The organism is Olivibacter ginsenosidimutans (assembly GCF_039542865.1).
Lineage (GTDB): Bacteria > Bacteroidota > Bacteroidia > Sphingobacteriales > Sphingobacteriaceae > Olivibacter > Olivibacter ginsenosidimutans.
Map to the genome: position 1 here is coordinate 425,878 of NZ_BAABIQ010000043.1, position 18,438 is coordinate 444,315.

The following is an 18,438-nucleotide window of genomic DNA, read 5'->3' on the forward strand; positions in this document are numbered from 1 at the left end:
CTACATGGCTTTAAGCTTTTCACAAATTTCCTTCAATGTAAGTTCAATCGGTTTAAACGCATAGCCGACCTTCTCTTTTAGTTTATTGTTGGTGTACGCTTGTTTTTTTAAGGCTGCATGAGCAGTATCTCGTGTTAAGCCTGGTTTTTTTCCCGAAAACCAAGCCAGTATTTTGGCTGTCCGCCATGCAATACCCAACATTGCTCGGGTAGCCCTTTTGTTAGGAGCGGGCCTGCCAAGATGGGCAGCGCAAATTTGAAAAAGTCGCTGATAGCTTATGTTCTGGTTGCTAACGATGAAACGTTCACTGTGTATATCTTTGCTATTCATTAAGATAATGGCCACTCGTGCGACATCTTCTACATCTACCAACCCGACACTGCCTGTTGTATAGTAATGTAGCCCATTTTTTAATAACTTGAAAATGGCACCTGTATTTTCTGATCCAGCTTGGCGGCCTATAATCAACGATGGGTTAATGATTACGGCGTCTAGTCCTTCTACGGTCCCACGCCATACTTCCATTTCTGATTCGTATTTAGAAATAGCATAGCCATGCTGTGTACCATCAAATTCCCATATGTCCTGTTCGGTGGCTGTTGTATGCCCTGGTTTAGGTTCTCCAATCGCCGCTACCGAACTGACATGCAATAATCTTGCTTGATGTTTGATACATAAATTAACCACATGAGCTGTCCCTTCTCTATTTACTTGAATCATGGTTTTTTTTTTCGAAGGTTCAAAAGAAATCATGGCAGCACAATGATACACCTCATGTACATCTTCGAAGGCATCTTCCAATTCGAAATAATTATTAATGTCTGCGTTGATCCACTGAATTTGGTGATGGTTAACTAAATCTGGAGGAATAAGGGAAGAATGACGTTTGGTGGCTCGGACAGCATACCCTCCATCAAGTAATTGTCTGATAAGCATAGAACCCAAAAAACCTGTTCCGCCAGTAACTAATATCACAGTTTTATTTCGTCTAGAGTGATCATAAATACTTTCAAAAGTAAGTTAATAAATGGATATTTGCACAATCTTAAGTAAAATAGCATCCATACAAATTAATTGCATGTCATTAGTTGATTTTTTTTCGCCAATAGCCGTAGAGGAGTTTACCCCTCCCAATGGTTTTCTAACCAGCCAATTGGGTACGCATATCGTCGCTTACATCGATGAATTTCCAGATTATGAACGGGAATCGGTCGATTTGGCGATCATCGGCGTCATGGAAGATCGAAATGCATTAAATAACGAAGGCTGTGCGCTTGCTCCCAATTATGTTCGGGAGAAGCTTTATCACTTACATCGGGGTGAATATACACCTAAGATTGTCGATTTTGGTAATATTAAGGCAGGAGCACAGGTTACTGATACGTATGCTGCGCTGAAAACGACCGTTGATGAGTTGTTGCGGAATAATATAGTGCCGATCATCATTGGTGGAGGACAAGATTTGACCTATGCCCAATTTCAAGGTTATGAAAAATTAGAGCAAAAGGTAGATTTGGTTGTTATTGATTCACATTTTGATTTGGACGAAGCCGTAATAGACGACCGCGTTGCAACTTCTCAAACGTATTTAACACGGATTTTGCTGCATCAACCAAACTTCCTATTCAATTACAGCCACATTGGTTACCAGACTTACTATGTAAGTCAGGAAAGCTTGAAAGTCATGGATAAGCTCTATTTTGATTCGTATCGGTTGGGCTTATTTTCTGGTAAAACGGATCAGGCAGAACCCGTAATCAGGAACGCTGATTTATTGAGTTTTGATATTGGTGCTATCCGTTCTTCGGATGCCTGCGCTAACGCTAATGCCACACCCAACGGATTTTATGCCGAAGAGGCCTGTCAACTCTGCCGTTATGCCGGAATGAGCGATAAATTAACTTCTATTGGGTTTTATGAATTGAATCCCGCCTATGATCAACAAGGTCAAACGGCGATCTTATTGGCTCAGATGGTTTGGTATTTCATTGATGGGTATTATAACCGTAAAAAAGATTTTCCTTTACAACCTAAATCTGCTTATATCACGTATAGGGCATCCTTAAATGATGATAGTTATGAGCTGATGTTTGTAAAAAGCAAAAAAACCGATCGCTGGTGGATGCAAGTACCTTATCCCAACACCAAATCGGCCAACGAACGCTTTCACTTGGTGCCTTGTCGTTATGAAGACTATTTGTTAGCTGTAGAGGGAGAAATGCCTGATTTATGGTGGAGGACTTTTCAGAAATTGTCCTGATATGGTTGGTCGTTATCCGTTATTCGTTACTGGTTGTCCGTTTGATATTTACCAATAACTACGAACCAATTTAATACAAAAGGCTAATAACAAATAACCAATAACTACTAACTAATTTAATACCCTTGCTCATGTAACCATTCTATAGCATGGTCAAACCATTTATCATCGGTTGTTTTGTTGTTAAGGCCAAAACCGTGCCCTCCGTGTGGATAGGTAATCAGCTTAGATGGAATGTTGTTTTTCTGTAAAGCGTCATAAAATCGCTGGCTATTGGCTAAGGGTACGGTTGTATCGTCCTCCGCCTGGACGAGTAGTGTAGGAGGGGTGTCTTGGGTAACCTGTTTTTCATTGGAAAAATAGTTAACCAATGCATCTGCCGGATGCTTACCAAGCAGGTTTTCACGAGAGCCCATATGTGTAATAGCAGTGTCCATACTGATAACTGGATAAAGTAGCAGCATAAAATCGGGTCTCAGGCTTGTATGAGCTGAATTTTCGATCTTAATATCTTGATAATGAACTCCTGCAGAGGAAGCTAAGTGCCCACCTGCAGAAAAACCAATGATGCCAATCTTGTTGGGTTGAATTCCATAGGTTGACGCGTGTTCTCTTACCAATTTCAGCGCTTGTTGTGCATCTTGCAAAGGGCCGATACTTTTGTCTTCCATAATTAATTCGTTGGGTAAACGGTATTTCAAAACAAAGGCAGCTATTCCCTGTTCAGCAAATTGTTTGGCCACATCGTCCCCTTCATGGCTCATTGCCAAAATCGCATAACCACCTCCTGGGCAAATAACTAGGGCAGAACCGGTAAATTTATCTGGATTAGGCGGATAGTAACGCATAGCCGGAATACTGACGCCTGATACGCGTTCTATGCCATCTTCGCCAACCTTACTGACTTCCTTGACGTTTATCTTACTGGATTTGACATTGGGTATTTTTCCTTCAGGGTATATCGGTTCAAAGGACGTTGATGGCTGCTGTGCAGCAAGAACTAATGTCGTCATAACGAGTACAATCGTTGAAAAAAATTTTGGTGTCATATGTTAATTAGGATATTTTCTTTAAATGACTATCGGGTGATTACCCAAGGGACTTAAACACGTCATCTCGACCGTATACGCTTCACCTGATATGACATTTATGTAAATTTTCAATAGTTGTTCTTTTAATCGTTTAACACCGCATTGGCCAATAAATTCCGTCTCGCTACATGCTCAAAAGAAAGTACATGGTATTCTTTTTCCAATAGGTCGTAAATCTGGATTACCTTCGCCCATAAATTTTTTTGTGTGTCCCAATCATCATGTAAACCTGCAAGCTCATCTAGAAAAGCGGCTAACATATTAAGTTCTTCTGCCTTATATTCTTGTTGACGTAAGCGATCCGTAAACTGATCCATTGGAATAGTAAGGATCTCCTGAGGCGCTGTTCCATAATAATGTGCCAAGGTATATAACAACTCTTCCAATGCTTTGGGTTCTTGGTCTTCTAAGATAAGTCGTTTCACCTTAGCCAAGGTATGGCTGAGTTGCTGCATCTGTGCCGTTAATGAATCTCTTTTTAACATTTCATTCGAGTTATGAGTTGCCAGTTGTCAGTTGCGGGCCTACCAGCTTCCACTGGCTCCGCCACCACCAAAGCTACCGCCACCGAATCCTCCAAATCCACCACCACTGCTACCACCTCCAAATCCGCCTCCTCGATTACCACCACGGCCTAAGCTGCTGCCCAATAGCGATAGCCAAAATAGATCAGAACTTCCGCGTCCGCCGATGACTTTTCCACCTCCATTTCCTCCGCCTTTAGAAAGTAAACCAACAATAATTGCTATAATAATCACCATTACGATTAGTCCCATGCCTCCACCATCTCCCTTCCCTTTTCGAGGTTCAGCTTTAAATTCACCTTTAGTATAGGCTATCAAGGCATCGGTAGCACGATTAATTCCTACGTAATAGTCTTCCTGTCTAAAGGCAGGAGTGATAATATTGCGTATAATCTGAAAGGCTACAGCATCGGGTACTGCGCCTTCTACACCATATCCAGTTTGTATCGTTACTTTACGGTCTTCCTTAGCAATAAGTAGGAGAATACCATTGTTCTTCCCTTTATTGCCAATGCCCCATTGTTGAGCCAGTCGTACGCCGTAATCAGCAATATCATAGTCGCCAACAGAACGCATCATGACTACCGCAATTTGGGTAGAAGATGTGTCGTCAAACGCTACCAATTTATCTTCCAGTTGTTGTTTTTGTGCTTCGCTTAACGTGCCCGTAAAATCAGTGACCAAGGTTTTGGAAGCCGGTGGGAAATCCTGAGCGTGAATAACTGCTGGGGAGAGGCAAAATAAAGAAAGAAACAAAAATAAGGAAACTTTCATCTGTAAATATTTGTATTCCATCAGCTAGATGGAGTTTATCCTATTCAACATGCAACTAGTAAATACGGATGGTTTATGAATTTAACGTATGATGGCGATCTATAAAAACAATGTCATTAGGTAACTCATTTACATCATCATGCGCTCGGGGAAATAAGTGCTGTAACTGCTCACCAGCGCAGGCTATCCCCGTAATTAGTCCCTTTAATAGATCGCCTGATTTAAAGTGGCTAAGCATTTTTTCTTTCGTAAGGTCCCAAAAGTCGTTGGCTACTTTACTGTCAATTCCCTGATCGCCAATAATAGCAAATTGATGATCATCCGTTGAAAGATAAAGTAGTACACCGTTGCGAAGCGCTGTTTGATGCATGCCTAAATGAAAGAAGCATTCTTGTGCGCGAATAAGTACATCTTGTTTACAACGCCTTTCAACGCAAACACGTATTTCTCCTGAAGTACGTGCTTCGGCCAATCCAATTGCATGTGCCAACTGTTCTTGTTCTTCACTGTTAAAGATATCCATGGTTGAACCCGGGTTTGTTTTCTACTTTTTCTACGTCTTGGTCCTAAAATTTCACTTCAGGAGCTTTGTCTGCTCCAGCTTGAGAGGTAAAATACCCTTTGGCTTTGAAGCCAAATATGCCTGCCATGAGGTTGTTAGGAAAAGAGCGTATGGTGGAATTGTATTGCTGTGTTGCTTCATTAAACCCTCTTCTTGCCACGGCGATACGGTTTTCCGTTCCTTCAAGCTGTGCCTGTAATCCCTGAAAATTTTCTGTAGCCTTCAATTCAGGATAATTTTCGGCAACGGCCATTAGTCGACTTAACGAACCTGTCAAGGCACTCTGCGCATCTTCGAATTTCTTAATTGCTTCAGGTGTTAGGTTCGATGGATCAATATTGATAGAAGTGGCTTTTGCACGTGCCTCTACAACACTGGTCAATGTTTGTTGTTCAAAGTTAGCAGCTCCTTTTACCGTGTTAACTAAATTTGGGATAAGATCCGCTCTGCGTTGATAGGCATTTTCTACTTCTGCCCATTTAGACTGTACATTCTCGTCCAGCTTTACCATACTGTTGTAACCGCATGAACTAAGTGATAAGGTGGCTATTAAGCCAACTAATCCAAAAATAAATCGTTTAATCATATTCTTTTTTTAACGTTTTGTTCATTTTATACTTTGATAGCAATTTTTATACCTTTGTTACATCTTGGATAGCAACCAAGCATACAATATGCAAAAAGAAATTGAAATAGCCGTAATTCCGGAAAAAATTTCTGATGAAAACTTCATACGGCTAACGGCAGCCAAACAACTTCATCTATCTAACGGACGGATTCAATCCATCAAGGTCATCAAACGGTCTATCGATGCTCGCGGGCGTCAGGTGGTTTACCGGTTGCGTATACAGGTATTTGTTGATGAAATGCCTGCGCCAATTGAATCTAATATAGGCTACCCACCCCTTTCAGGATCGCAATCTGTCATTATTGTCGGTGCGGGTCCGGCCGGACTCTTCGCTGCCCTTCAGTGCTTAGAGCTGGGGTTAAAACCCATTGTGCTCGAACGTGGTAAGCAAGTAAAAGACCGCAGAAGGGATTTAGCCATCCTGAATAAAGAGGGAGAGGTCAATCCTGAATCAAATTATTGTTTTGGCGAAGGCGGTGCAGGTACGTATTCCGACGGTAAATTATATACCCGCTCTAATAAACGTGGCGATGTGCAGAAGGTATTGCAGCTTTTGGTTCAACACGGCGCTACAACAGATATTTTAATCGACGCCAGACCGCATATTGGTACAAATAAACTGCCGCATATTATTGAAGCCATCCGTGAAAAAATTATAAATAGTGGTGGAGAGGTACATTTTCAGGCAAAAATAGTCGATATACTTGCTACAGCCAAAGGTGTTCAAGGGGTGCTTTTAGCGTCTGGAAAAGAGCTTCTGGCACATCATGTCATTTTGGCTACTGGTCATTCCGCACGTGACATTTTTTACTTGTTTAAAGCGAAGAATTGGCTGTTGGAAGCTAAACCCTTTGCTTTGGGCGTGCGGATAGAGCACCCGCAGTGGGTGATCGATCGTGCACAATACCATTGTGCTGTACGAAGTGAATGCTTGCCGCCCGCCTATTACAGTTTGGTAGAACAAGTAAATGATAGGGGAGTGTTTTCTTTCTGTATGTGCCCAGGCGGAATTATTGCACCATGTGCAACCGGCGATGGTGAGGTCGTGGTTAATGGGTGGTCACCTTCCCGCAGAAATAATCCTTATGCTAATTCAGGCACAGTGGTACAAGTTAATTTAACCGACTTACCGCATGCAACGAGCGATCCTTTCGCACTTTTAGCTTTTCAACGAGCTGTTGAGCAAAAAGCATATGTGTTTGGTGGCGGTAAAGCGGTTGCTCCCGCGCAGCGAATGATTGATTTTGTGCAAGACAAACTTTCTGTCGACCTTCCTGTTCATTCGTATAAGCCAGGATTGAAATCGGTACAACTACGAGAAGTATTGCCTGGTTTCATCTACGATGCGTTAAAGGGGGCTTTGCCTCTTTTTGGTAAGAAAATGTCTGGGTATTATACCAACGAAGCCGTTTTGGTAGGGGTAGAGTCAAGGACTTCTTCGCCGATACGGATTCCACGGGATAAAGAAACAATGCAGCATCCACAAGTGGTAGGTTTGTATCCCTGTGGAGAAGGTGCCGGTTATGCTGGAGGAATTGTGTCTGCTGCTATCGACGGCATGAATTGTGCCTTGCAAATCGGTGCGCAACTTAACAACTCAACAATTTAACGTCTTAACAACTAATGAAAACACTAATTTTAGGAGCTACCACAAATCCAACCAGGTATGCTTATTTAGCGGCACATTGTTTAGTGGCGGCTGGGCATGAAATTGTGAATATCGGTATAAAAAAAGGAACAGTAGCAGGAGTACCTATACAAGCTGCTGCTGCACCACTAGCTGATATCGATACCGTTACGCTGTATGTTGGTCCGAAATTGCAGCAACAATATTATGATTATCTAATAAAAACTAAACCTAAACGTATTATCTTTAACCCCGGTACAGAGAACCCCGAGCTGGTAGCTTTGGCAGAAGAGAATGGTATAGCGGCTGTTTTTGCTTGTACGTTGGTCTTACTAAGTACGGGACAATATTAAATAGTGCTCGCTGTCTCGTCTTTTTGATAAAAACTTTATCGTAGATTTAGATGTAGCCGTTTGATTGAAGAAACCATAAATATAGCTACGGATGAAAGAAAATAAACCTAATGCAGAGAAAAGTATTGTAGATATTGCCTTAGCTTTGGGGGTGTCGGCAGCCACCGTATCGCGAGCGCTCAACGATAACCCGAGAATAAGCGAAGCTACCCGGAAAAAAGTAAAAGAAAAAGCCAAGGAGATGGGGTATCGCCATAACAGCATGGCTTCATCATTACGAAATAGGCGGTCTAATATTATCGGATTAATTGTTCCTCGTGTTTCTATGTATTTTCATTCCGTTTTTATTACAGCACTGCAGAATAAGTTGCAGCCAGAAGGTTATAATTTAATTGTTTGCCAATCTAATGATTCTGTTGCCGTGGAACAACAACTGGCAAGCACACTATATTCCTCACGGGTAGATGCTTTGGTTGTCTCTTTGGCACTTTATACCGAAGAATACCATCACTTTGATGGCTTTACCAACCATGGTACGCCACTCTTATTTTATGATCGTGTGCCTACCAAATCCTATGCAGCTTATATCGTAAAGGGTGATGATTATCGCGGAGGCCTTATCGCCGGTGATCATTTAATTGAAATGGAGTGTAAAAAGATTGCCTATATTTCCGGTCCGTTAAGCTGTAGCATTTATAAAGAACGTACCGAAGGTTTTACACATGCCTTGGCAAAGGCCGGTCTACATTTGAATACCGATTGGTGTTTCTACCATGAGCTAACAGCAGAAAACGCATGGAATAGCTTAAGGCAGCTTTTTTCAGGCAAGGAGAAACCAGATGCTATTTTTGCCTCTAATGATACTACAGCTGTGGCAGCGGTACAATTTTCCCGCGAACAAGGCATAAAAATTCCGCAAGAGTTGAAAATCATGGGTTATTCTAATGATCCAAGATCTTCGATCATATCTCCTGCAATAACGACGATCGATCAGCATCCTACAGAAATGGCCCACCGTGTAGCGCATAAACTATTGCAGGTTCTAAAAGATAAGCGACAAGCGCAGGAATACGACGCCCAGGAAATTGTACCGGTAACCCTCATCAGACGTATGACGACGTAGTCTTAAGCAGTTGAATGACGGAAGCTTAACACCAAAAATGAACACTTGTAAAAAAAAGTAAATTTAGCTAAATTTGTTTTGAGTAAAGTGATAATGCTAAAATGGGAACCGTTGAAGAATTAAAAACAGTAGGTAGTTCTGTTGTCAGACGTTTAAGGAAGCAAAAGCTTGATAACGGAAGACCATTTTTGATATGGTCTGATAAATTGCCCAAAAATCAAAGTTACTTGGAATACCCTGATCATTCCATTAAGGTTGTGACGGTATCTCAAGACCTGAATTCTTTTACTGTCGTTCGTGAATTGACTAAAACGCAAGAGAAAGCCGTCCGCATTGAGTTTAACTTGTTTTAGTGCCTAGTTTATATATTATAACAGGCTCAAACGGAGCAGGAAAATCTACAGTAGGGCCTGATTACCTCCCGAGGAAGAAACTACCCTGTTTTCGATGGGGATTTGCTTTATACCCAAAAATTGAAAGCGCTATATCCTGCACTCATAAAATCTCCCAAGTATGCACGTCGTGAGGCTCTGGATTACATAGTAGATTTATTTGAAGAGCAAACTTCCACTGCGCTGGCTAATAATGATCATTACGTTTATGAAGGGCATTTTTCTAATGACAGGACTTGGGATAAGCCCAAGGCCTTTAAAGCGGCAGGATATCAATACATCTCCTTTTCTTTGGTTTGGATAATCCGGAGTTATCCCAATTTAGAGTTACAGAAAGGGTAATGGAAGGTGGGCATTATGTCGATCCGGAAACATTGTGTAATAATTTTTATGGGAACCTTGAAAAATTAAATCTTTACCATAGACTTATTGATGATTTGACAATTGTAGATACCTCTGAAATTAACCATAGGATTTTATTTAAAACAGTTAATCGACAGTTGGAGTTTGCTATAGAGCAGCATAAATTACCTGAATGGTTTACTAAACACCTTCCTAGTATTATTGCAATGTTCCCTTAATTTTTTAATTTTATTCAAGCTGTCGATTTATGTATAGAACCAGCACATAGGTACTTTTAAATAGATAAATGTAATCGATTGCATATATCAAATAATTCTTTTATTTTGGCCCATAAATCATAAATAAAAAAGACCGATTATGAAGAAAATCCACTACCTTCTGATGTGCCTGATGTTGATAACGGCCTTTTCAACAGCAAAGGCTCAGGTGCAAAATCAAGAAATGAGCGCCCTTATTCAGGAAAATTTTGCATTTGCTGAAGCACAATATAAATTGCTGGCACAGCATATCCCAGCCGATAAAATGCCGCAAAGTGCCGATCCAAAAACGGGAAAAATCGATAGTCGTGATATCCAATGGTGGTGCAGCGGATTTTATCCCGGATCCCTATGGTTAATTTATGAACAGACCAAAGACGAGGTTATCCATCAGGAAGCCTTGCGGACTTTAAACGTTATTGAACCCAATAAGACATTTACTGGAAATCATGACCTCGGTTTTATGATGCTCTGTAGCTATGGTAATGCTTATCGAATTACCAAAGAGCAATCCTATAAAGATATATTATTCCAATCAGCAGCATCCCTGTCAACTCGTTTTCGACCGAATATAGGTGTCATTCAATCGTGGAATAAATCGAAATATTGGGAATGTCCGGTAATTATCGATAACATGATGAACTTGGAGATGTTGAACTGGGTAAGTGCTAACGGGGGAGACGAAAAGTTCAATAAGATAGCCACAACACATGCCAATACGACGCTAAAAAATCATTTCAGGCCAGATTATAGTTCTTACCATGTTGTGGATTATAATCCGGAAACTGGGGCTGTTATCCGAAAAGCAACATGGCAAGGAGCAGCTAATACCTCGGCGTGGGCCAGGGGACAAGGGTGGGGTTTATATGGTTATACGATGATGTACCGCTACACGAAAGATAAACGTTACCTCAAACAGGCTGAAGGCATAGCGCACTTTATTTTAAATCACCCTGATCTTCCTGCAGATAAGATTCCTTATTGGGACTTCGATGCGCCATTTATTCCTTATGCTATGCGTGATGCATCGGCTGGCGCTTTGATAGCATCTGCTTTACTAGAACTTGGACAATATGTAGGAAAAGACAAACAATCATTTTACGTGGATAATGCGGCTCAAATGATCCGTTCCTTAGCTAGCGATGCTTACCGATCCAAACCGGGCGAAAATGGTGGATTTCTGTTAAAACATAGTACTGGTGCTCTACCGTTAAATTCGGAAATTGATATACCCATCATTTATGCGGATTATTATTTCTTGGAAGCACTTAAACGCTATCAAGACTGGTATTTAAATAAATGAGTTGTACGTTTTATTAGAAGAAAGGTAGAAGGCTTAAGGTAAAAGGTAAATCTTAAGCCTTTGGCCCTAGACCTTAAACCTATGCCTTAAAACTTACGACTAAGTCTTCATGCTGATATATTGTCAGGAAATAATGTAAACGATTGCGCTTTTGTTTTTTTATTTCTGTATATTAGCATTTGTATAACGCTATTGGGAATATAGAAAAATTTATTGGAGCTTGTTTAAATTTAACTGAGATGCCGCCTCGAAAAGGTATAAAAAATGAATGAATTGCATTTTAAACTGGCTCCTAATATGAACCTGACATGATTAATCCGCTAGGTGGCGGAAAGTACAAAAGTACAAAGGCAGCATGAATGTCTTAGAAATAAACAAGCAATGACTAAACAAATCATAAACAGATGAGTACAACATATGAGACCCGTTACGCTTCTAGTCCACATGAAACGAAACAGATGGATACAGAGGCCTTAAGGAAAAACTTTTTGATTGAACGGTTATTTGAGATCGATAAAATCAGCTTGGTATATACACATTACGACCGGTATATCGCTGGAGGAGTATTGCCAAAAAGTAAATCCCTCTCCTTAGCGACTATCGATGCGCTTAAAGCTCCTTATTTTCTAGAGCGACGTGAATTGGGCATTATTAATATCGGTGGTCCCGGTGTGGTAACCGTCAATGGAGAGGCATATGCACTTGGATTCAAAGAGGCTTTATATGTCGGTAAAGGAAATGAACAGGTAACCTTTGCGAGTAATGAACCGCAGAACCCAGCCAAGTTCTATTTAAATTCCGCACCCGCCCACCATACCTATCCTACGAAGAAAGTTACCAAAGCGGAAGCAGAGGTGGTCGAGTTGGGAAGTTTAGAAACGGCAAACCATCGCGTTATTAATAAATTATTAGTGGCTGGCGTTGTAGAAACTTGTCAATTACAAATGGGAATGACAGAACTCAAAACAGGGAGTGTATGGAATACGATGCCGGCGCATACGCATGATCGACGGATGGAGGTTTATTGTTATTTTGAAGTTCCCGAAGGGCAGTCGGTTTGTCATTTTATGGGGCAACCGCAAGAAACCCGACATATCTGGATGCAAAATGAGCAAGCGGTCATTTCTCCACCATGGTCAATACATGCGGGTGCCGCTACTGCTAACTATACCTTTATTTGGGGCATGGCTGGGGAAAACATGGATTATGGGGATATGGACGCTTGTGCTATTACGGAATTGAAATAAACGATGAAGTAGCGTGAATCGAGAAACATTATTAAATAAAAATGCAATGTATGTTTTAAAAAAATGGTGTCGACTGGGGTTTATGTGCTTGACTGTTTGGCACATGATGTCATGTACGGCAGAAAAAAAACAAACACTAACGATTACCAATCCTTTAGCTGTGGAGCGGGCTGAAGTACTGAGTATCCCCTATACAGATTTTAAACAGATTTATAATCGGTCTGAAGCCTTTCGGTTGATTGATGAAAAAAATAAAGAATATACTTACCAATTGGAAAAGGGGGAAGGCGACAGTACGCAAAATGTTTTAGTGTGGGTAGAGCTTCCGGCTAATGGTACAATCACCCTTCAGGTTCAGCCTGGAAAGCCCAAACCAATGGAGGCTAGGACGTTTGCGCGCTATGTGCCGGAGCGTTTTGATGATTTTGCTTGGGAAAATGATAAAATTGCTTTCCGAATGTATGGGAAAGCACTGGAGGGAAGACCAGATAATGCAGAAGGGGCCGATATATGGGCAAAACGGACAGACAAATTGGTCGTAAACGAATGGTATAAAAAAGGAGACTACCATAAAGATCATGGCGAAGGAATGGATTTTTACGATGTAGGCATGACCCTGGGCGCTGGCGATATTGCACCATATGCGGATGGAAAAATTATATTCTCTAAACACTATCGGGAATATGACGTGCTGGAAAATGGTCCGCTAAGAAGCATGTTCCGGTTGAAATATGAGCCATGGGAAGTAAATGGTAAAAAAGTGTCTGTAACGAAAACCATTTCGCTAGACGCTGGGGCGCAATTAAATCGGGTAACTGCTGTTTATACGGTGGAAGGAGCAGATGCAGATCGCTTGCCTGTAGTTGCCGGAATAGTGTTACGCAAAGGAGAAGGAGGCCAAGCGATGAAGCTTACGGATGCCAAGGTGGCAGCTTATTGGGAACCAGCCCATGGTGCAGATGGAACGTTAGGTATCGCGGTGTTAGGCGAATCGCCTATAGACTCTATTACGGAAAATAATGGACATTTGTTAGCGCACTTCACGGCTACATCGGGTAAGCCAGTAATCTATTATAATGGTGGGGCTTGGGATAAAGCTGGCAAGATCACCAACGCAAAGCAATGGGAAGAATACCTCCGTAATGAACAAGAAAAACAGGAACATCCGTTAGCAATTTCGATTAAGTAAACAAAGCAATGACTATACTGAACAAATTTAATCTTAGCGGGAAACTAGCTTTAGTGTCTGGTTGTAAAAGAGGCATCGGCAAAGCGATGGCCGTTGCGTTAGCGGAAGCAGGCGCAGATATTATAGGTGTTTCTGCTTCCCTAGAACTTGAAGGTAGCGAAGTATCACAGGAAGTAACGGCTTTAGGTAGGAAGTTTTATGCGTATCAATGCGATTTTAGTCAGCGTGAAGCGTTGTATCAATTTATCCGAGAGGTAAAGTCGCAGCACTCAACCCTGGATATTTTAGTTAATAATGCGGGTAATATTTTACGGAAGCCAGCAGCAGAACATCCGGATGAATATTGGGACGAAATTATCGCCATCAATCAAACGGCTCAATTTATTATTACTCGGGAGTTTGGAAAAGATATGATCGTTCGTGGTAAGGGGAAGGTTATCTTTACGGCATCGTTACTTACGTTTCAAGGCGGAATCAATGTGCCGGGCTATGCGGCCTCAAAAGGAGCCGTAGGACAACTAACCAAAGCGTTCGCTAATGAATGGGCGGGACTCGGAGTTAATGTAAATGCCCTAGCACCGGGGTATATTGCAACCGATAATACATCGGCACTAAGATCGGATGAGGAGCGAAGCCAGGCTATTCTGTCGCGTATACCTGCGGGAAGATGGGGCGAGCCGAATGATTTTAAAGGTCCTGTGGTCTTCTTGGCTTCGGATGCAGCAAATTACGTTCATGGTACGATCTTAACCGTTGATGGGGGCTGGATGGGGCGCTAAGCGTACAACAAAAAGGTAAGAATAACGTTATAGAATACGGTGCTATCTGTTGGGCAATAGCTAATAGATGCACCTTTTCTGTTCGTGTTAATCTTCAATCGATAACGGTATACTATTTAATGATCAAAAATTTAACGGCTAAGTCCATATCGCTTATGCTTTTACTGCTCATAGCAGTCGCCTGTAGTACCCATAAACCCATTGCATCAAAAACCCAAAATGCGTATTCTTTAACTGCTACCATCGATCAACGATTTAAACATGCCGCATCACAGTATAAACTGATGATGGAGGATCTTCCAAAGGATAAGTTACCAAAGACTTTTGTTAAAAAAAGCAATTACCTGGAAACCAGTAAACCCGATTGGTGGACGAGTGGTTTTTATCCAGGTACTTTGTGGTACTTGTATGAAGAGACGAAAGATTCCGTTTTGCTGAAAGAGGCTAGACGAGCAATGAAACTATTGGAAAAGCAGCAATCCAACAAGCAATCGGCTGATCTAGGAGCTATTATCTACAACAGTTTTGGCACAGCGATGAAAATTGACCCCCAACTAACCTATCAAAAAACATTGTTGGCGAGCGCAAAGACGCTGATGAAGCGTTACAGTTCCAAAGTAAAAGCAATACGTTCTTGGGATACGCGGCAAAATGATAAAGAATTTGTAGTGGTTATTGATCATTTGATGAATTTGGAATTGCTATTTTGGGCCAGTCATGCGACAGGTGATTCCAGCTACTATAAAGTTGCCATCAATGAAGCCGAGACTATTTGGAAAAACCATATTAGACCCGATTATAGCAGTTGCCAAATTGTTACGTTTGATACGAAGACAGGAAAACTAAAGAACAAGCGTAACGGACAGGGCTATAGTGATGAGTCTACTTGGTCTAGGGGAGAAGCTTGGGCCTTGTACGGTTTTACCGTTTTATATCGGGAGACGCAGCATCCGGAATACTTGAAACGGGCCGAACATATCGCTGATTTTATAGTAAATCATCCAAATTTACCCAAAGATAAGATTCCATATTGGGATTTTAATGCCCCTGATATTCCGAATACCTATCACGATGCTTCCGCAGGGGCCATTATGGCAGCTGCCTTGCTGGAGTTAAGCGGTTATAGTCAACATAACGCTAAAAGCTATTTTAAAACGGGGGAAACAATGTTGGAAACGCTTGCCTCTCCTGCTTATACCGCGCTTTTGGGAGCCGAAGGAGGTTTTGTATTGATGCATGGAGCAGGTTATATTCCCGTTATGGCCGAGGTGGATGTGCCTTTACCTTATGCGGATTTTTATTATATTCAGGCTTTGAAACGTTATAAGGCCTTATTGTTGGGAGAAAAAGGAACTAATGCCGCTGTTAGATATCCATAATGGATGTTTTCCGTATGACGTATGAGACTTTTTAGCCGTTAAGAATAGATTATTTTTACCGAAAAAATCGCGATAATATGCAAAGTTTGTTTTTTTGCTAAAACGCTTTAATTATATTTGCCCTGATATTAATCCCTCTACCCCATTTTTTTGAAACAGTGGGTTAGCAATTGGCACAAGCAGTAATAGAACTGACAAAGAAAATTATAAGCATATTAATGAATAATACAATAGTTGTAGGTTGTGATATAGGTGGCTCCCACATTTCAACGGCTTTAATTAATTTAGTAGATAAAACGCTTATAGAAAGCACATTTAACCGACAAACCGTAAATTCCCATGATGCTATTTCCGCAATTATAAGCTCATGGGCTAGTTGTATTCGATCTTCTTTAGCAAAGGGCGACTTGCAAAAAGCAGCTATAGGAATTGCTATTCCGGGCCCGTTTAATTACGAAGAGGGAATCAGTTTAATGAAGGGCCAGAATAAATACGAGGCCCTTTATGGGGTAAATGTCAAACAGCTATTGGCAAAGGAATTGGAAATAGAGTCGGCAAGCATCAAATTCATTAATGATGCGGCAAGTTTTCTGCAGGGAGAGATGTTTGCAGGAGCCGGAACAACCTTTAAAAAGGCTGTTGGCCTTACACTAGGCACTGGCTTAGGGAGTGCATTTTTCCTAAACGGCCATGCCATAGACGCCAATTTATGGAGTACCCCTTTTCGAGGGGGTATTGCAGAAGACTATCTTTCTGGACGTTGGATAAAAAACACCTACTGCTCGCGAAGCGGAAACACCATAGATAGCGTCAAGGCAATTGGCGAATTGGTTTCTACTGATACCGTTGCTACGGATGTTTTCCGGGAATTCGGAGAAACCCTAGGCGAATTTATTTTTGATCACCTATTGCCCAAAAATCCGGAGGGCTTGATCTTAGGAGGAAACATTGCTAAGGCCCATGCGCTTTTTTTAGCACATACTCAACAGTTACTACATGACCGATCAGCAGCGCTTCCCATTGCCATTGCTGATTTAGGAGAAAGAGCCGCTATTTTTGGTGCAGCAGACGCGTTAAAACAATGTCCGCAGTTCAGCTAGCGCTTTAATGCTAAACGTTACGTCATCGGGTTCTGGCAATCCCTTTGGATTAAAATAAATGGCATCCATGCCGAAGGAGTGGGCACCACGAATATCGGCCTCTATGCTGTCACCTATCATGATGCTTTCTTCTTTGTTAGCTCCCGCAGCGTTTAAAGAGAAGTGGTAAATCGCGGGATGAGGCTTATGGACGCCCACATTTTCTGAAATGATAATCTGGGAGAAATAGTGTTTTATGTTAGTTTTTGCAACTTTAATCTCCGCGGCATCTTTAAACCCATTGGAGATTAAATGCAACACATATTTTTCTTTTAAATATGTAAGCGTCTCGTGGGTTTCTGGAAATAGATTTGTTTTATGCGGACATAAACGCAGGTAATCGGCTTCAAAATCCGTTGGAAAACGGTCTGGAGAAATACCTAATTCGTTAAATGTATCTGCAAAGCGCGCTCGCCGAAGCTCGTCTTTATCTATTTTTCCATTATGGTACAGTGCCCATACCCGTTGGTTATTCTTCGTATAACAGTTGATAAACTGGTCAAAAGAATGAATGCCTAAATCAACAAATTTATATTGAATGAAAAGCTCATTTAACGTCTCTTCTGCATTCTTATCAAAATCCCATAGGGTATGGTCCAAATCAAAAAATAAATGCTTTTTATGGGTATATTGCATGAGGTAAAGATAAAGATTTTAGTTGTGAGTTGCCAGTTGTGAGCGCATAACTCGTAACGCATAACACACAACTTCTTTAAACTTTCTCCCCATAAGCCAAATCTCCGGCGTCACCTAAGCCGGGGACAATGTAAGCCTTGCTAGTGAGCTCACTGTCAATCGCTCCTATCCAGAGTTTGGCTTTTGGTAGATTGGCTCTTACATGTACAATACCCTCTTCACTGGCAATGGCCGAGACAATATGCAACTCTTTGATGGCAAAAGATGCCATAAGCTCCTTACAAGATAGCACCATGCTCGCTCCGGTGGCTAACATGGGATCAACCATGATCACAATTTTATGGTCGAGATCAGGAGAGGTTACGTATTTTTTTTCAATCTCCAATTGATTGTTTTTCCTCGTCTTCCGATAAGCGCCGATGAATCCACAATCGGCACGATCAAAAAAATTCAATAGACCTTGATGTAACGGTATACCTGCGCGAACAATTGTCATGAGCACCGGTTGCTCTTCCAGCAATTGAGTCTCTGAGATACCTAAAGGAGTGTCCACTTCCTTTGTTTGATAGGATAGGTTTTTGCTGATTTCATAAGCAAAAATTTCTCCTAGGCGTTCCATGTTTCGCCGAAAACGCAGGCGATCTTGCTGCCATTCGATACTGCGCATCTCCGCTAGGAAATGGTTGGCGATGCTGTTGATTTTGCTTAGAATAAAGGCCATGTTTATCGTATTTCGTACAATTACTTGGTATTTGGTGATATCTTTGCTTATCTTCGTTGGCGATTGCTCATCTACCAATACGTGTTGCCAA

The 18,438-nt window shown here is 41.4% G+C and carries 20 protein-coding genes; 12 read left to right on the forward strand and 8 right to left on the reverse strand.

Going from position 1 to position 18,438, the window contains the following annotated elements; translation table 11 throughout:
- Complete coding sequence (locus tag ABD930_RS19260; protein WP_345234362.1) at nt 1–975, reverse strand: NAD-dependent epimerase/dehydratase family protein; 975 nt, start codon at nt 973–975, stop codon at nt 1–3.
- 103 nt (nt 976–1,078) lie between these two features.
- On the opposite strand from ABD930_RS19260, the gene ABD930_RS19265 reads away from it, so the two are divergent.
- Nucleotides 1,079–2,260: a formimidoylglutamase gene (locus ABD930_RS19265; protein WP_345234364.1), complete on the forward strand. Its 1,182-nt coding sequence runs from the start codon at nt 1,079–1,081 to the stop codon at nt 2,258–2,260.
- A 116-nt stretch (nt 2,261–2,376) separates the two neighbouring features.
- Here ABD930_RS19265 and ABD930_RS19270 read toward each other — a convergent pair whose 3' ends face one another.
- The 5 genes from ABD930_RS19270 to ABD930_RS19290 form a co-directional block, all read right to left on the reverse strand.
- On the reverse strand, nt 2,377–3,309 hold the full coding sequence (locus ABD930_RS19270; RefSeq protein WP_345234366.1) for an alpha/beta hydrolase: 933 nt from the start codon (nt 3,307–3,309) through the stop codon (nt 2,377–2,379).
- 125 nt (nt 3,310–3,434) lie between these two features.
- Nucleotides 3,435–3,836, reverse strand: a complete 402-nt coding sequence (locus ABD930_RS19275; protein WP_345234368.1) for a hypothetical protein — start codon at nt 3,834–3,836, stop codon at nt 3,435–3,437.
- Between the two features lie 39 nt (nt 3,837–3,875).
- Nucleotides 3,876–4,670 (reverse strand): TPM domain-containing protein, encoded by a 795-nt coding sequence (locus tag ABD930_RS19280; RefSeq protein ID WP_345234371.1) that lies wholly within the window; start codon nt 4,668–4,670, stop codon nt 3,876–3,878.
- Nucleotides 4,671–4,722: 52 nt separating this feature from the next.
- Complete coding sequence (locus ABD930_RS19285) at nt 4,723–5,172, reverse strand: TPM domain-containing protein (protein ID WP_345234373.1); 450 nt, start codon at nt 5,170–5,172, stop codon at nt 4,723–4,725.
- 43 nt (nt 5,173–5,215) lie between these two features.
- Nucleotides 5,216–5,797 carry a LemA family protein gene (locus tag ABD930_RS19290; RefSeq protein WP_425571146.1) on the reverse strand — a complete coding sequence of 194 codons (582 nt, stop codon included), beginning with the start codon at nt 5,795–5,797 and terminating at the stop codon, nt 5,216–5,218.
- Between the two features lie 88 nt (nt 5,798–5,885).
- Here ABD930_RS19290 and ABD930_RS19295 point away from each other — a divergent pair, with 88 nt between their 5' ends.
- The 11 genes from ABD930_RS19295 to ABD930_RS19345 all read left to right on the forward strand — a co-directional run bounded on the left by ABD930_RS19295 (nt 5,886) and on the right by ABD930_RS19345 (nt 16,951).
- On the forward strand, nt 5,886–7,448 hold the full coding sequence (locus ABD930_RS19295) for an NAD(P)/FAD-dependent oxidoreductase (RefSeq protein WP_345234376.1): 1,563 nt from the start codon (nt 5,886–5,888) through the stop codon (nt 7,446–7,448).
- Between the two features lie 14 nt (nt 7,449–7,462).
- Nucleotides 7,463–7,819 (forward strand): CoA-binding protein, encoded by a 357-nt coding sequence (locus tag ABD930_RS19300; protein ID WP_345234378.1) that lies wholly within the window; start codon nt 7,463–7,465, stop codon nt 7,817–7,819.
- A 91-nt stretch (nt 7,820–7,910) separates the two neighbouring features.
- Nucleotides 7,911–8,942, forward strand: a complete 1,032-nt coding sequence (locus ABD930_RS19305; protein ID WP_345234380.1) for a LacI family DNA-binding transcriptional regulator — start codon at nt 7,911–7,913, stop codon at nt 8,940–8,942.
- 101 nt (nt 8,943–9,043) lie between these two features.
- Nucleotides 9,044–9,295, forward strand: a complete 252-nt coding sequence (locus tag ABD930_RS19310) for a hypothetical protein (RefSeq protein WP_345234382.1) — start codon at nt 9,044–9,046, stop codon at nt 9,293–9,295.
- A 120-nt stretch (nt 9,296–9,415) separates the two neighbouring features.
- Complete coding sequence (locus ABD930_RS19315) at nt 9,416–9,676, forward strand: hypothetical protein (RefSeq protein WP_345234384.1); 261 nt, start codon at nt 9,416–9,418, stop codon at nt 9,674–9,676.
- Between the two features lie 378 nt (nt 9,677–10,054).
- Nucleotides 10,055–11,257: a glycoside hydrolase family 88 protein gene (locus ABD930_RS19320; RefSeq protein WP_345234386.1), complete on the forward strand. Its 1,203-nt coding sequence runs from the start codon at nt 10,055–10,057 to the stop codon at nt 11,255–11,257.
- A 404-nt stretch (nt 11,258–11,661) separates the two neighbouring features.
- A complete protein-coding gene (kduI, locus tag ABD930_RS19325) occupies nt 11,662–12,504 on the forward strand; it encodes a 5-dehydro-4-deoxy-D-glucuronate isomerase (RefSeq protein WP_345234388.1) in 843 nt (280 codons plus the stop codon).
- A gap of 103 nt (nt 12,505–12,607) precedes the next feature.
- A complete protein-coding gene (locus ABD930_RS19330; protein ID WP_345234391.1) occupies nt 12,608–13,693 on the forward strand; it encodes a DUF4861 family protein in 1,086 nt (361 codons plus the stop codon).
- 14 nt (nt 13,694–13,707) lie between these two features.
- Nucleotides 13,708–14,472: an SDR family oxidoreductase gene (locus tag ABD930_RS19335; protein WP_345234497.1), complete on the forward strand. Its 765-nt coding sequence runs from the start codon at nt 13,708–13,710 to the stop codon at nt 14,470–14,472.
- Between the two features lie 119 nt (nt 14,473–14,591).
- Nucleotides 14,592–15,851 carry a glycoside hydrolase family 88 protein gene (locus ABD930_RS19340; RefSeq protein ID WP_345234393.1) on the forward strand — a complete coding sequence of 420 codons (1,260 nt, stop codon included), beginning with the start codon at nt 14,592–14,594 and terminating at the stop codon, nt 15,849–15,851.
- A gap of 218 nt (nt 15,852–16,069) precedes the next feature.
- Nucleotides 16,070–16,951 carry an ROK family protein gene (locus ABD930_RS19345; protein ID WP_345234395.1) on the forward strand — a complete coding sequence of 294 codons (882 nt, stop codon included), beginning with the start codon at nt 16,070–16,072 and terminating at the stop codon, nt 16,949–16,951.
- Here ABD930_RS19345 and ABD930_RS19350 read toward each other — a convergent pair.
- Nucleotides 16,925–17,626, reverse strand: coding sequence for a YjjG family noncanonical pyrimidine nucleotidase (locus ABD930_RS19350; protein ID WP_345234397.1), 702 nt, complete (start codon nt 17,624–17,626; stop codon nt 16,925–16,927). The two genes, ABD930_RS19345 and ABD930_RS19350, sit on opposite strands and share 27 nt — an antisense overlap.
- A 76-nt stretch (nt 17,627–17,702) precedes the next feature.
- Nucleotides 17,703–18,347 (reverse strand): uracil phosphoribosyltransferase, encoded by a 645-nt coding sequence (gene upp / locus ABD930_RS19355; protein ID WP_345234399.1) that lies wholly within the window; start codon nt 18,345–18,347, stop codon nt 17,703–17,705.
- Between the last annotated feature and the right edge of the window lie 91 nt (nt 18,348–18,438).